Origin of the sequence: Actinoallomurus sp. NPDC052274 (assembly GCF_040679475.1) — a bacterium.
GTDB classification, from domain to species: Bacteria; Actinomycetota; Actinomycetes; order Streptosporangiales; family Streptosporangiaceae; genus Actinoallomurus; species Actinoallomurus liliacearum.
Genome location: NZ_JBFAUT010000001.1, coordinates 237,273 through 250,663, shown reverse-complemented (window position 1 = coordinate 250,663; position 13,391 = coordinate 237,273). Strand labels below are relative to the sequence as shown.

Annotated in this window: 11 protein-coding genes; 2 read left to right on the top strand and 9 right to left on the bottom strand. The window is 69.7% G+C overall.

From position 1 onward, the window contains the following. Window positions 1–38: 38 nt before the first annotated feature. The 6 genes from AB0K82_RS01225 to AB0K82_RS01200 are packed head-to-tail and all read right to left on the bottom strand — an operon-like array spanning window position 39 to window position 5,920. The gene (locus AB0K82_RS01225) at window positions 39–1,139 is read right to left on the bottom strand and encodes a Gfo/Idh/MocA family oxidoreductase (protein WP_364391270.1); all 1,101 of its coding nucleotides are present in this window, start codon (window positions 1,137–1,139) and stop codon (window positions 39–41) included. Next, a complete protein-coding gene (locus AB0K82_RS01220) occupies window positions 1,124–1,792 on the bottom strand; it encodes a ThuA domain-containing protein (RefSeq protein WP_364391268.1) in 669 nt (222 codons plus the stop codon). Before AB0K82_RS01220 ends, AB0K82_RS01225 begins: the two co-directional genes overlap by 16 nt. Then, window positions 1,789–2,637 carry an NAD(P)-dependent oxidoreductase gene (locus tag AB0K82_RS01215; RefSeq protein WP_364391266.1) on the bottom strand — a complete coding sequence of 283 codons (849 nt, stop codon included), beginning with the start codon at window positions 2,635–2,637 and terminating at the stop codon, window positions 1,789–1,791. The genes AB0K82_RS01220 and AB0K82_RS01215 overlap by 4 nt, the downstream gene beginning before the upstream one ends. 43 nt (window positions 2,638–2,680) lie before the next feature. Next, window positions 2,681–3,577: a carbohydrate ABC transporter permease gene (locus tag AB0K82_RS01210; protein WP_364391264.1), complete on the bottom strand. Its 897-nt coding sequence runs from the start codon at window positions 3,575–3,577 to the stop codon at window positions 2,681–2,683. Then, window positions 3,574–4,533: a sugar ABC transporter permease gene (locus tag AB0K82_RS01205; protein WP_364391262.1), complete on the bottom strand. Its 960-nt coding sequence runs from the start codon at window positions 4,531–4,533 to the stop codon at window positions 3,574–3,576. The genes AB0K82_RS01210 and AB0K82_RS01205 overlap by 4 nt, the downstream gene beginning before the upstream one ends. 4 nt (window positions 4,534–4,537) lie before the next feature. Continuing rightward, window positions 4,538–5,920 carry an extracellular solute-binding protein gene (locus AB0K82_RS01200; protein ID WP_364391259.1) on the bottom strand — a complete coding sequence of 461 codons (1,383 nt, stop codon included), beginning with the start codon at window positions 5,918–5,920 and terminating at the stop codon, window positions 4,538–4,540. A 234-nt stretch (window positions 5,921–6,154) separates the two neighbouring features. Between AB0K82_RS01200 and AB0K82_RS01195 the strand changes: the two genes are divergently transcribed. Beyond that, window positions 6,155–7,312 carry a GntR family transcriptional regulator gene (locus AB0K82_RS01195; RefSeq protein WP_364391257.1) on the top strand — a complete coding sequence of 386 codons (1,158 nt, stop codon included), beginning with the start codon at window positions 6,155–6,157 and terminating at the stop codon, window positions 7,310–7,312. Then, a complete protein-coding gene (locus AB0K82_RS01190) occupies window positions 7,309–8,613 on the top strand; it encodes an enolase C-terminal domain-like protein (protein ID WP_364391255.1) in 1,305 nt (434 codons plus the stop codon). Before AB0K82_RS01195 ends, AB0K82_RS01190 begins: the two co-directional genes overlap by 4 nt. Window positions 8,614–8,634: 21 nt before the next feature. On the opposite strand, the gene AB0K82_RS01185 is transcribed toward AB0K82_RS01190, so the two are convergent. The 3 genes from AB0K82_RS01185 to AB0K82_RS01175 form a co-directional block, all read right to left on the bottom strand. Next, window positions 8,635–9,864, bottom strand: a complete 1,230-nt coding sequence (locus AB0K82_RS01185) for an ROK family transcriptional regulator (protein WP_364391253.1) — start codon at window positions 9,862–9,864, stop codon at window positions 8,635–8,637. 179 nt (window positions 9,865–10,043) lie between these two features. Beyond that, window positions 10,044–11,669 (bottom strand): SGNH/GDSL hydrolase family protein, encoded by a 1,626-nt coding sequence (locus AB0K82_RS01180; protein ID WP_364391251.1) that lies wholly within the window; start codon window positions 11,667–11,669, stop codon window positions 10,044–10,046. Between the two features lie 45 nt (window positions 11,670–11,714). Beyond that, window positions 11,715–13,379, bottom strand: a complete 1,665-nt coding sequence (locus tag AB0K82_RS01175; RefSeq protein WP_364391249.1) for a hypothetical protein — start codon at window positions 13,377–13,379, stop codon at window positions 11,715–11,717. Window positions 13,380–13,391 lie beyond the last annotated feature (12 nt).

Sequence of the window (13,391 nt, the reverse complement as noted above, 5' to 3'; positions counted from 1 at the left end):
CCTCCTGATGTACGTCAGCGGGTCGGCGACGGTCTGCCTCACGACTGTTCGGGGCGGGCGCCCGGGGAGACGGCGGCCGGACGGGCACATGTGCTGCCCACCGTGACGGCGGCGCCCGTACCGGCCGACTCGAGGAGCGACTCGATGACGTCGAGGACGTGGTAGGCGAGCTCGCCGTCGGCGCGGTGGCGGGTGCCCTCTGCGAGGGCACGCGCCATGTCGGCGAGGCCGTAGCCGCGCGCGGCGTCAGGGTAGCCGCCGCGCACGGGCACCTCCGCCCATCCGGTTCCTCCCGCCTCGAAGATCCGTACCGTCCCGTCGAAGCCGTTCGGGTCGGGCACCGACAGGCTTCCTTCGGTGCCGTAGACCTCGATTCGCGGCAGCTGCGCGTCCCAGACGTCGAAGCTCATCAGCAGAGTCGACAGGACACCGCCGGTGTGTTCGAGGACGCCGGTGACGTGCGTGGGCACCTGGACGGGGAAGCGGGTGCCCGCCCGGGGGCCGCTGCCGATGACGCGAGTCGCGCGCGGGGTGGCGGACATGCCGACGACGCGCCGGATCGGACCGAGCAGTGTGACCAGCGCCGTGAGGTAGTACGGCCCCATGTCCAGGAGCGGACCGCCGCCGGGCTGGTAGTAGAACTCCGGGGCGGGATGCCAGCGTTCGTGCCCGGGGGTGACCATGAAGGCGGTCGCCGCGACGGCGCTGCCGATGTCGCCGGCGTCGAGGCTCGCCCGCGCGGTCTGGACGCCGGTGCCCAGCACCGTGTCGGGCGCGCAGCCGACGGCGACGCCCGCCTCGGCCGCGGCCGTGAGGATCGCGCGTGCCTCCTCGGTGGTCGCGGCCAGGGGCTTCTCGCCGTAGACGTGCTTGCCCGCGGCGATCGCCGCGTGGGCCACCTCGGCGTGCGCCCGTGGGATCGTCAGGTTGAGCACGAGGTCGACGTCGTCCGCCGCGTAGAGCTCTTCCGGGGTGACCGCCCGGACATCGGGCAGTTGCGCGGCCACGGCCGCGGCACGGGCACCGTCGAGATCCGCGACCATCGTCAGCGTGACGTTGGTCAGGCGCGGCAGCGTCTTCAGGTACGCGCCGCTGATCTGGCCGACTCCGACCAGCCCCAGCCTCAGCGAGTCGCCCACGTCAGCCCCCTGGTGATCATGTCGTGGGTCTGCGACACCTCGAGATCGGCCGGCGCGTGGCCGAGCGTGGTGACGAACACCCGTCCCGCTCCCCACCGCCTGGTCCAGGCGACCGGCACGGTGGTGCCCGCCGCGCCGGGCAGGTCCGGATCGTCGATGAAATCGGTGACCGCGAGCACGTCGATCGTGGGATCGACATGGACGTAGTACTGCTCGGTGCGCACCGTGAAGGCTTCGAGTCCCGCGATGACGGGGTGCTCCTCCTTCCCCGGGACCGGCCGCACCTCGTATTCGACGAAACCCCTGGGGTGGTGCACGAACTGCCCGCCGGTGATGAGGTGGTAGGCGGTCGCGTCGCGGAAGGCGTCGATGACGCCCCCGTGCCAGCCGGCGAATCCGGTGCCGGCGCGGACCGCGGCGGACAGCCCGGCGACCTGTTCGTGGGTGATCGTGCCCATCGTCCAGCACTGGACGATCAGGTCGGTGTTCCGCAACAGGTCGGCGTCGAGGTAGCTGTCGAGGCTCTCCGACGTGGTCACGTCGTATCCGCCTCGCTCGAGTACCTTCGCGTACCGGTCGCTCGCCTCGATGGGGAGGTGGCCGTCCCAGCCGCCTCGGACCACGAGCGCCGTCTTGCCGGAGGATGGGGTCATGCTGTGCCTTTCGTCGTACGCCAGGCGTGGACCGGCGTGAAGCCGAGGAGTTCACGGCTGCGCCGGGTGGAGAAGGGGACCTCGAAGCCGTTGAGCGGGGTGTCGATCCGCGTGGCCGGGTGGTAGCGCCGCAGCAGTTCGGCGGTCGGCACGAGGGCGGTGGTGTCCGGAGCGGCGACGTTGATCAGGACGTGGCCGTCCAGCGGCCGGGTCAGCGCCGCGGCCACCGCGCCGGCCGCGTCGCGGGTGTCCAGCCAGCCCCAGAGCGCGGCGGCGTCGAGGCCGGGATCGGCGTGCACCCGCGCGAGGTGGTGCCGTAGCCGCTCGCCGGTCCCCAGAAAAGGGAAGCGCAGGCTCACCACCGTGGTGTCCCAGCGCCGGCTGACCGTCGCGGCGATGAGCTCGCCCACGTGTTTGGACAGGCCGTAGACGTCCTCGCCGACGTACCGATGGGCCTCGGTGACCGGCACGGACTCCGGCGAGACGGGACGCCGCGCCCACGCCAGCCCGATCGCGGAGAGACTGGAGACGTTGACGATCCGGCCGATCCCGGAACGGCCCGCGGCGTCGAACACGTGGTAGGCCGATTCGACGTTGTTGGTGAAGACGCGGTGTTCCGTGTCGCTCAACGGCGACGGCAGGGCCGCGGCGTGCACCACCGCGTCCACCCCGCCGAGCGCCTCCACCAGGTGCAGTTCGTCCCGCAGGTCGCCGACGATCACCTCGTCGGCCTCATCCGTCGCCGCAACGCGGTCGTGCGCGCGGACGCTGTGCCCGTCGGCGACCAGCCGGACCACCACCTCGCGCCCGAGCATTCCGGCCGCACCGGTTACCAAGATCTTCAACTGGACTCTCTCCCCGATTGAGAACCGCCCCGACGCGCGGGAGTCACCCCTTCACCGCGCCTTGCAGGCCGTTGACGAAGTACCGCTGGAGCAGGACGAAGAGGATGATGACCGGCACCACGATGATCAGTGACGCGGCCATGAGCACGTTCTGCTGCGGAGACGTGGTCGAATTCAGGCTCTGCAGCGCGATCGGCAAGGTGTAGGTGGACGGGTTGTTGAGGGAGACGCGGGTCAGGACGTACTCGTTCCAGGTGGGGATCGCGGTCAGCACCGCGATGGTGATCAGCGCCGGGCGGCAGCACGGCAGGTAGATCGACCAGAACGTGCGCAGTTCCCCCGCGCCGTCGCACCGCGCCGACTCCCTCAATTCACGCGGCACACCGCGGAAGCTGTTGGTCAGCAGGAGAATCGACAGCGGCGCCGTACCGTTGATGAACGGCAGGATGATCCCGAGGTGGGTGCCGAGCAGGCCGAGCTTGCTCTGCAGGAGGACGACCGGCAACTGCACGGTCACGCCGGGCACGAACAACAGCGCGATGAAAAGGCCGTAGAGGGCTCTGCGGCCGGGGAATCGCAGCACGCCGAAGGCATAGCCGGCCAGAGAGTAGATCACCAGCACCCCGATCGTGGTGACGGCGGTCACCTCCAGGCTGTTGCCGAAGTACCGGAGGAAGTGCAGCTCGGTCCAGGTGCGGCCGAGCGTCGACAACGTCGGGTGGTGCGGGACCAGATGGCCGCTGAGGCGGATCTCCTTTCCGTCCTTGAACGCCGCGGAGGCCATCCAGAGGAACGGGTACACGCTGGCGACCGCGTACACCAGCAACAGCAGGTACGTCACCGTCCGAGCGGAGAAGCGCCCGCCGCGGCGGGTGGACGGCGTCCGGACCGTGTCGGCCGCGGGAGCGGCCCGGTCGGCGGAGAGGGTGGGGGCGGTCATGTGCGCCTCCGTAGGACGCGAACGTTGATCCCCGCCAGCACCAGGGCCGCGACGAACAGCATCCAGCCCAAGGCGCTGGACAGGCCGAGCGTGGGGGTCAGGTTGGAGAAGAAGGCGAGTTTGTACGTCTCCAGGCCGAGCACGTTGGTGTGCCCGCCGGGCCCGCCGAAGGTCATGACGAGGAAGATCTGGAAGCCCTGCAGCGCGTCGCGCATGTTGAGCATCACCACCGCCGCCGTGATGGGACGCAGCAGTGGCCAGATGATCGCCGTCGCGGTGCGGAGGTTCCCCGCGCCATCCGTGTGCGCCGCGTCGATGATCGAACCGTCGATCGATTGCAGGCCGGTCAGGTACAGGAGCATCGCGACCGGGATCGCCCCCCACGACATCACCACGATCAGGGTGGGCAGGGCGGTCGTCGGGTTGCCGAGGAATCCCTGGGGCTGTGAAAGCGTGCCCAGCCCCAGGTGCTTGAGGATGTAGTTGAGCGACCCGTCCGGCTGCAGCACGTACGTCCAGGCGTAGTACACCGCGATGCCGGTCGTGACGTAGGGCAGGAAGAAGACGGTGCGGAACGCCGATCGCAGGAACGTGATGCGGTTGAGCGCGACCGCCAGCGGGAAACCGACGGCGACCGTCAGCAGCGGCACCGCGATGACCACGACGAGGGTGTGGAGCGCGGCGCCGTGGACCGCCGGCGCATGGGCGGGATCGCGGTAGAGCAGGTCGAGGTAGTTGCCGAACCCGACCCACGTCCAGTTCGGGGTGAAACCGTTCCAGCGGGCGAAGCTGAGCGCGAGGCCGTAGCCGACCGTGTAGACGCCCATGAGGGCGAACAGGGCCACGGCCGGCAGCACGAACGCGTAGCCGGTGACGGCCTCCCGCACCCGCCGCCCCCGGGTGAGGGCGGCGGATGAGACCGGCCGGTTCCCGCCGGAGGTCTTGCGCGGAGTCACCGTGTCACTTCCACGTGCTGGCGGCGTACGCGCCCAGTCGGGTGTTGAGCGCGGCCGGGCTGAGTTCCTTCAGCGGTGACATCTTGACCAGCAGGTCGCCGGCCTTCTCGATGTCCCAGGACGAGCTCGAGAAGGTGCTGTTACTCGCGTCATAGGCGTTGTCGCCGGTGCCGAACACGGCCTCCAGCGAGCTCAGATCCTTGCCGACGAGCCTGCTCGCGTCGGCTCCCAGGTCCGTGGCGGGCAGGTCGAGCGAGGCCTGCGCGAACGCCCCGGCCTGCTCCTTGTCGGACAGATACCGGACCCACTGCAGCGCGGCCTTCTGGTTCTTGCTCTGCGCGGAGATCCCCAGGCCGGTCAGCGCGATGGGGGCGAGCTTGAAATCCTGCACCGCGCTGCCCTGCGCGGCGGGCAGACCGAAGGCCACGATGTCGCCGGGATCCATGCCGTCCTGCTTGATCGAGGCCATGGTGAAGGTGCCGCCGATGTCGAAGGCCGACTTGCCCTGGGCGAAGGCCTGGTCGGCGTCATCGATGCCGAGCGTCTGGCTGCCGGCCGTCCAGTACGGCGTGATCTTGTCGTACACGGTGAGCGCGCGTTGCCCGTTCGGACTCCCCCACGCCTGGGAGCGGTCCTGGCCGAACAGCGCCTGGTACGCGGGCTTGCCCAGATAGGCGTAGGTGAGCGGCTGCAGCGCCCAGTCGAAGGCAGTGGAGGTGACCTTCAGGCCCATGGCGATTCCGCCGGCGGCCGGGTCCTTGTCGTGGGTCGCCTTGATCCAGGAGATCAGCTCCTCCCAGGTCTTCGGCGGCTTCGTCGGGTCGATCCCGGCCGCTTGCAGCTTGCTCTTGTTGGCGAAGACGATCCCGAACGTGCCCGCGGTGAACGGGACGTCGAACATCTGGCCCTTCTTGATGCCCTTCCAGGGCGACTTCGGCTTCTGCGAAGCCTGATAGACCGAGTCGGTGACGAGACCTGCGTCGGCCGTGCCCTGGAGGTACTGGCCCTTCCAGCCGGCGTCCACGCTCGACGCGAGGTCGGTCAGGATTCCGGAGGCGCCGAAGACCCGGTCCTCACCGGCCGCGTGCAATTCGAGCACGTCCGCGAGGTTGTGGGCGGCCGCCGCGCTCTGCACCTTGCTGGTGTACGTGTCGTCCGGCGTGTACGCGGTGATTTTGACCGTGATGCCGGTCTTTGCCGTGAAGCTCGCGGCGGCGGCCTCCAGCGCCTTGACGTGAGTCTGCTTGAACGTCCACATCGTCAGCGTCTTGCCGCCGCCGGAGCCTCCGCTCCCGCCGGCGCAGCCGGTCGTGGCCGCCAGCAACGCCGTGGCCGCCGCGACCGCGTGCACGACTCGTTTTCTGCTTGTGCGCAGCCCTGTGCCCACGCGTCCTCCTTGCATCACCGCCGTACGAAGGCCGCCCCGAAAGTCCCTCGCTGGCCGGGCCGATCTCGGATCGAGTGCGTTGACCATAGGTGGGCCAGATTTAACATGTCAATAGCCTAAAGTTGATCGAGAACGGTGCATCCTGCAGGCGATCGACGCCAGGATTAACATGCTAAATTCTCACCAAGAGCCGCGCGGGTTCGATATCGTGGTGCGCCCGGGCAAGGAGATCGATTGACGTCAACCAACAGTGCCGACGGCCCCCTGTACCAGCAGGTCAAGCGAGACCTGCTGGCCGCGATCGCCGCCGGCGAGTACGCCCCGGGGCGCCCGTTCGTGACCCAGCGGGAGATCTGCGAGCGCTTCAACGTCAGCCACGCGACGGCCGTGCGGGCCCTCAACGAGCTCGCCGCCGAGGGGTACGTCGTGCGCCGCAGGGGGCAGGGCACGTTCGTGGCCGAGCGCTCGTCCGCGCCGGCGTCCGACGCGGCGGACCGCACGATCGCGTGTGTCCTGCAGTTCCAGGGGCCGCATATCGGCCAACTACTCGCGGGCGTCGAGGAGGTCTGCGCCGAACTCGGCTATCGGCTCTTCCTCAACCACAGCGAAGGCGACCCGGCCCGTGAGGAGAAGGCGCTGTTCCAGGCGCTGGAGCACCGGGTCGACGGGATCATCGTCTACCCCGCCGATGGCACCGCCGTGCTCTCTCCCTATGCCGAGGCACGCCGGCGTGGCGTACCGCTGGTGATGGTCGACCGTTACCGCCCCGACCTGGCCCACGACGCCGTGGTCGCCGACAACTTCGCCGCCGGTCGCGACCTGACGAACGCCCTGATCGACGCAGGTCACCGGACCATCGCGACGTTGTGGGACGAGACCGACGTCACCAGCGTCCGCGACCGTCTCGCCGGGCATATCCAGGCGCTACGGGAGCATCACATCCCGATCCGTCAGGATCTGACGGTGCTGCGGCCTTACTACGGCCAATCCGATGAGACGCGCCGTGCGCTCCTCGCCGAGCTGCTCGAGGGGCCGCAGCCGCCGACGGTGCTGCTGTGCGCCAACGGCTACACGCTGGCGACCGCCGCGGAGGACCTCATCGCGCTCGGCCGGGAGATCCCTGGCGACGTCGACCTCGCCGGGATGGACACCGCGGGCCCCTTCAACGTGCTGCCGCTGACGGCCGCGGCGATATCGCTGCCGTCACGGGAGATGGGCCGGCGCGCCATGCGCCTGTTGCACGAGCGGATCACCGAGCCCGGCGGCGCGGCAAGACCCGAGCTGGTCGTGCTGCCGGTGACCGTGCAGACCCGCCAGTCCGCCATGGGCCACCTTCGCGTCATCGGCACCGAGCGGTCCGCCGGCCGCCGTACGGAACGGCAGGTCAAATGACGACCGCACCGAAGAACGACGCCGACCGCCTGCTCGGCCCGTCCGGCGGGCTGCCGCAGGCCCTGCCACCGTGGCCGGCCCGCGACGGCCTGCGCGTCACCGCCGTACGCGCCATCGTGACCGCGCCGGAGGGCACTCCGCTGATCGTCGCGCGTATCGACACGTCCGAGCCGGGCCTGTACGGACTGGGCTGCGCGACGTTCACGCAGCGGTACGCCGCCGTGGCCGAGGCGATCGACGAACACCTCGCACCACTGGTCATCGGCCGGCACCCCGCGGACATCGAGGACATCACGCGGCTGATCCACTACTCGTCCTACTGGCGGGGCGGTCCGGTGCTGAACAACGCTCTGTCCGGAATCGACCAGGCCCTGTGGGACATCGCCGGCAAACGAGCCGGCATGCCCGTCTACGAACTTCTCGGCGGTCGCAGCCGAGCCGCCGTCGAGGTCTACTCCCACGCGGCCGGGGCGACGATCGAGGAGACGCTCGAGCAGGCCGAGGCGCTCATCGACCAGGGCTACCGCAATGTCCGGCTCCAGGTCGGCGGCCCCGGCCTCGGCACCTACGGGGCACCGGGGACACCCGGAGGCTATCCGCGGTCACCGCATCCGGACGGCTGGGACGCCGAACGCTATCTGCGCGCGACACCCGGCCTGTTCGCGGCGGCACGCGACCGCCTCGGCGACGGCGTGAACCTCATGCACGACGTGCACAGCCGGCTGACGCCCAAACAGGCCGTCGTGCTCGCCCGCGCGTTGGAGCCCTACCGGCTGTCGTTCCTCGAGGACGTCGTCGCCCCGGAGCACTACGACCGGCTCCCGGAGGTACGCGCCGCCTCTCCGGTGCCGATCGCGGTCGGCGAGCAGATCGGCGCGGTGACCGACGCGGCGCGGTTGATCCGCCACGGTGGCGTCGACCTGCTGCGCCTGCACACCTCCGCCGTCGGCGGGCTGACTCCGACGCGCAAGCTCGTCGCGCTGGCCGAGCTGTTCGGCGTGCGTACGGCGTTCCACTCCCCGGGCGACATCTCCCCCGTCGGCGTCGCGGCCAATCTGGCGGTCGACATCTCGACCCCGGCCTTCGGGTACCAGGAATCGCACACCTACAACGACGCGACCCACGAGGTCTTCCCCGGAACACCGGTCGTCCGCGACGGCCACCTGTATCCGTCGAACGCTCCGGGCTGGGGTGTCGACCTCGATGAGAAGGCGGCCGTCAGGTATCCGCCGACCAAGTTCCTCCACGAGCGCTGGGCGGCCCAGGTCCGCCGTCCCGACGGCGGCCTGGAGCCCCCGTGACCGAGCCGACCCGGGACCCGCTCAGGCAGCGCCGATCGGGTCGTGATGATCCCCCCGGCGTTCGGCGGAGACGAAGCGTTCGGCGAGTATCCGGGGGGCGTGGGCGAGGACCATGCCGGCGGCACCTCGCACCTCGGCCTGGTCGCCGAGTTCACCCGGTACGACGGTGACGTCCTCCGCCGCGGGCGCCAGGGCGTGACGCCGGATCGCCCGCTCCATCGGCCCGAACAGCCTCGGCCCGACGGCCGCGAACTCACCGCCGACGACGATGAACTCGGGATTCAGCAGGGTGACGAGGTCGGCCAGGACACGGCCGACGTGCTCGGCCGCGTCTTCCAGGGCGCGGACGGCCCCCCGATCGCCCTCCTCGATCAGCCGCAGCAGATCCGGCACGGTGACGCGGTGGCCCCGGCTGTCCTCCAGGAGCCTGGCGACGGCGGCCGGGCCCGCCACCGTCTCCAGGCATCCGCGATTTCCGCATCGGCAGATACGGCCGCGCGGGTCGACCGCGATGTGGCCGAATTCGCCGGCCAGGCCCCCCGCGCCGGTCAGCGGCCGACCGCCGCTGACGATTCCCGCGCCGACGCCGGTGGAGAGCCTGATGTAGATCATGTCGGCCGTGCCGCGCCCGGCGCCGTACATGCGCTCGGCGAGAGCGCCGGCATCGGCGTTGTTGGCGACCCAGGTGGTCAGACCGGTCCGCTGCTCCAGCTCACGACCCGGCCGAAGCCCCACCCAACCGGGCATGATGCCGCGCGCTTCCAAGGCTCCGTCGGCGGTGCGAACCGGAGCGGCGATGTCGACGCCCAACCCCAGGACGTCGCCGGTGGGGATGTCCTTCTCCCGGAGGGCCTGATGGATCAGGTCGGCGGTTCGGTCGAGGGTCTCGTGAGGCGCTCGATCGGTGTCGTTGGCCACGGCGGTGTCCCAGATCGGGTGTCCGTGAAGGTCGCATACGGCGACCCGGACGTGCTGGTGGCCGATGTCGGCGGCGACCGCGTAGGCGGCGGAGGAGAGGAGCGTCAGTGGCTGCGCCGGCCGGCCGGTCGGCCGGTCCCGCGAACCCGACGTGTCGGGCTCCTCCCTGATCAGGCCCGCGGCCAGCAGGTCGCTGACGATCGAGGAGACGGTCGCCCTGGACAGCCCGGTGAGCCTGGTGAGTTGCGAACGGCTCGTATGACCCACGTGGTGCAGCGCCTCGAGCACCCGGAGCCGCCCCACCTCTCGAAGGTTGAGCGGGGTATCGATCACTGACTCCTCGATGTCGGCGTTTACCTCCCGAGGTTAGCAAGCACGGTCGACGGAACCACGGCAAGATCGGCGCTTATAACTTGATTTAAGGCATGAAGTCGACGTAATCGCCCCTGAGCGTCCCGCCTTCACCCTCGCCATCCCTGGAGATTTTGTCTGACATCAACCGATATCGCGTGTCAGTTCGTGATCAGGTCGAATTCCTCCCAGGGGCCGATGGCGGTGCGGTTGGCGATCAGCGGTTGGGCACCGGCGTTCTCGGCGGTGACGTACTCGTTGTCGGCCTGGGCGCGCAGGCTGATGCTGCCGTCACTGTTGTGGATCAGCTGGAATGTCTCCCAGGGACCGATGGCGGTGCGGTTGGCGATCAACGGCTGGGCGCCCGCGTTCTCGGCGGTGACGTACTCGCCGTTCGCATGAGCGCGGAGGGCGATGTCTCCGTTGCCCCGGTCGACCTCGTCGAACTGCTCCCAGGAGCCGATCGCGGTGCGGTTGGCGATCAACGGCTGGGCACCGGCGTTCTCGGCCGTGACGTACTCGTTGTTCGCGTGCGCGCGCAGGCTGATCACCGGCCCGGATGACGGTGCCTGACCGAAGATGCCGAGGTCGACGGAGTCGGCGATGGCCTGCAGGCCGGTCTCATTCGGGTGCAGATGGTCGCCGCTGTCGTAGGCGGGCAGGTAGCGGGTGGGATTGGCGGGGTCGTGGGTGGCCGTGTCCTGATCGACGACGGCGTCGCAGCCGCTGCCCGCGCCGCGGATGAAGGAGTTGATCGCCTCCCGGCCGTTCTCGCCGGTCTGTGTCCAGTACGACGCGCCTTGGTAGGGCGTGAGCGTGGCGCAGAGGAAGGAGATGCCCTTCTGGTGGGCGCGGGAGATCAGCTGCTTGATGCCGTTGATGAGATCGTCGGCGTTCGCCTGGCTGGATCCCAGATCGTTGATCGGGTCGTCGGCGAAGATCACCCAGCGCACGCCGGGCTGGGCGAGCACGTCGCGGTCGAACCGGTTGAGCGCGCTCTGACCGGCTCCGTCCTTGAGCAGTTGGTTGCCGCTGATGCCCTGGTTGAGCACGCCGATCGTCCGCCCACTGGCGTTCAGCCGCTGCGCCAGGTCGTTGGGCCAGCGCCGGTTGTCGTTCGCCCCGGAGGCGACGCCGTCGGTGATCGACGCGCCGAGCGTCACCACCGCACCCTGGGCCGCCGGATTCTGCACATCCAGGTTGGCGAGAAAGGCGTAGCTTCCGGTGGTCTGCGCGCCGCTCAGCGTCGCGGAGCCGCTGACATCACCGCCGGCGATGTAGTTGGTCTGGGTGCCCTGGGAGTGGCCGGTGGCCGGTCCGGTCGCCTGTGGCAGATAGACGCTGACGGCGACGTTGGACAGGGCGGGGACGGCGACGGGGATGGAGTCACTGATCGCGGTGCCGCCGGCCGGGATCGTGACCGAGCTCTGACCGCCGAAGGTGACCTGCTTGTCGGTATTCGTCGAGATGCCGGAGCCCGATGTGGACTGGGCGATGTGCACGTCCGAGATCACCAGTGGCTTGCTGCCGAAAGCGTTGGACAGTTGCACCCGGGCCGCGGTGCCTCCGATGCTGGTGTGCACGATCTGGCGCAGCGTCTGCTGGTTGAACGAAGCGCCGGTGCTCTGCGGCGAGGCGGACCAGGTTCCGGTCCAGGAGTCGGCCGCGGGCTGAGCGGCGGGCGCCCGTACCGGAGCCGCTACCGCCGGTGCGGTGAACGTTCCGGCGACGAGTACGGCGGCGGCGGCCCATCCCGCCGACCGGGCCTTGTCGGCGTAGATGTGCATGACGATGGAATCTCCTCTGGCCATGGGCGGCTATGAGCGGTCACGTCAGGACACGACGAGGTCGAACTGCTCCCACTGGCCGATCGCCGTACGGTTCGCGATCAGCGGTGAAGCGCCCGCGTTCTCCGCGGTGACGTACATGTTGTTGGCCAGCGCGAGCAGACTGACGGTGCCGTTCGCGTTGTGGATCAGGCGGAACGACTCCCACTGGCCGATCGCCGTGCGGTTCGCGATCAGCGGTGAGGCGCCCGCGTTGTCGGCGCAGACGTACTGGTCGTCGGCGTGGGCGCGCAGCGCGATCGCGCCGCCGCCCGCGTCGACCAGGTCGAACTGCTCCCAGGTGCCGATCGCCGTACGGTTCGCGATCAGCGCGGAGGCGCCCGCGTTCTCGGCGGTGACGTAGTCGTTGTTCGCGCGGGAGCGCAGGCTGATCACCTGGGTGCCGCCGGTGACCACAGGCTGGGTGGGCCGGGTGGCCGTCAGGCCGATCTGGCCCTTCAGCATCCGGCCGCCGTCCCCGGTGAGCCGCAGGTAGTAGTCCGACGAGCAGGCCGTGCCGTCCTCGTCCAGCGCCCGCAGGCCGGAACCGGACGGGACCATGGCGGCGTTCTCGGCGGTCTTGGCGATCTGGTTGCCTTCGCCGTACTCGTCGAACATCGAGATGTAGATGCCCTGCGCGCCCGCCCGGACCATGTTGTAGAACTGGCGCCACATGAAGTCGCCGTGCGCGCGCTGGTTCGGCACCGACACGTCGCCGGGCAGCACGCACGGCTGGTAGTCGATGCCGTTGGCGTTGCAGTAGGCCTGGTCGGGCACGGTGTAGGTGGTGTAGGCGTTGTCGGAGTCGGCGGCGCTGCCGATCGCGCCGACCATCCAGGGGCTGATCATGTTCATCGCCAGGTAGACGCCGTCGTACCCCGAGCGGCCACCGCCGCCGCCGACGTGCCATTCGCGCGGCACCCCGCCGATGACGTAACAGCCTTGGCCCTTGAACCAGTTGACGACGTCGAGGCAGGCCGACGCGCTCCAGGGATGGTTGGAGTCGTTGAAACCGAAGCCCCAGATGCACACGACCGGTTTGCCGTTCTGGCGCGCGTACGCGGACGAGGCCGTGTACGCGGACATCTTGTTCGTCCAGTCGGTCTTGATCTCCGACTGCATGTTCGTCCAGCCGGTGACGTCGTACATGATGTAGAACTTCACGCCGTGCGACTCGGCGGCGCTGCGCACCTTCTGCGCCATCGCGTCGCGCGTGGCGCCCTCGCCGCCGTTGGGGTTGAAGCGCTGCAGGGCGGCGGTGTCGCAGCCGTACTGCTTCATCCACGCGAAGTGGGTGTCGACGGTCTGCTGGTCGTAGGAGGAGAACAGCGTCGCGGCCCCGCCGCCGTTCAGGTCGGCGTACGCGGTCGGGTACGCCTTGGCGTACTCGCGCATGTCCGGCCAGGCCTTGATGTTGTTGTTGGACGGCGAGGGCGCCTGGCTCCAGTTCTGACTCCAGTGCCACCAGCCGTTGATCGGGGCGCCGTCGCCCGTGCAGGCGAACCACCCCTGGTAGCCGACGGTGATCTTGCCGACCACGTCGCCGGCCGGGCTGGCGGCGGCCGAGCTCGCAGCGGCGGGTCTCACATCGATGCCGAGCGCGGCCAGGCCGACGGCGGCCGACCCGCCGGCGGCGAAGCCACGAATGAACGCGCGGCGTGACATTCCCATGGCGACTCCGTT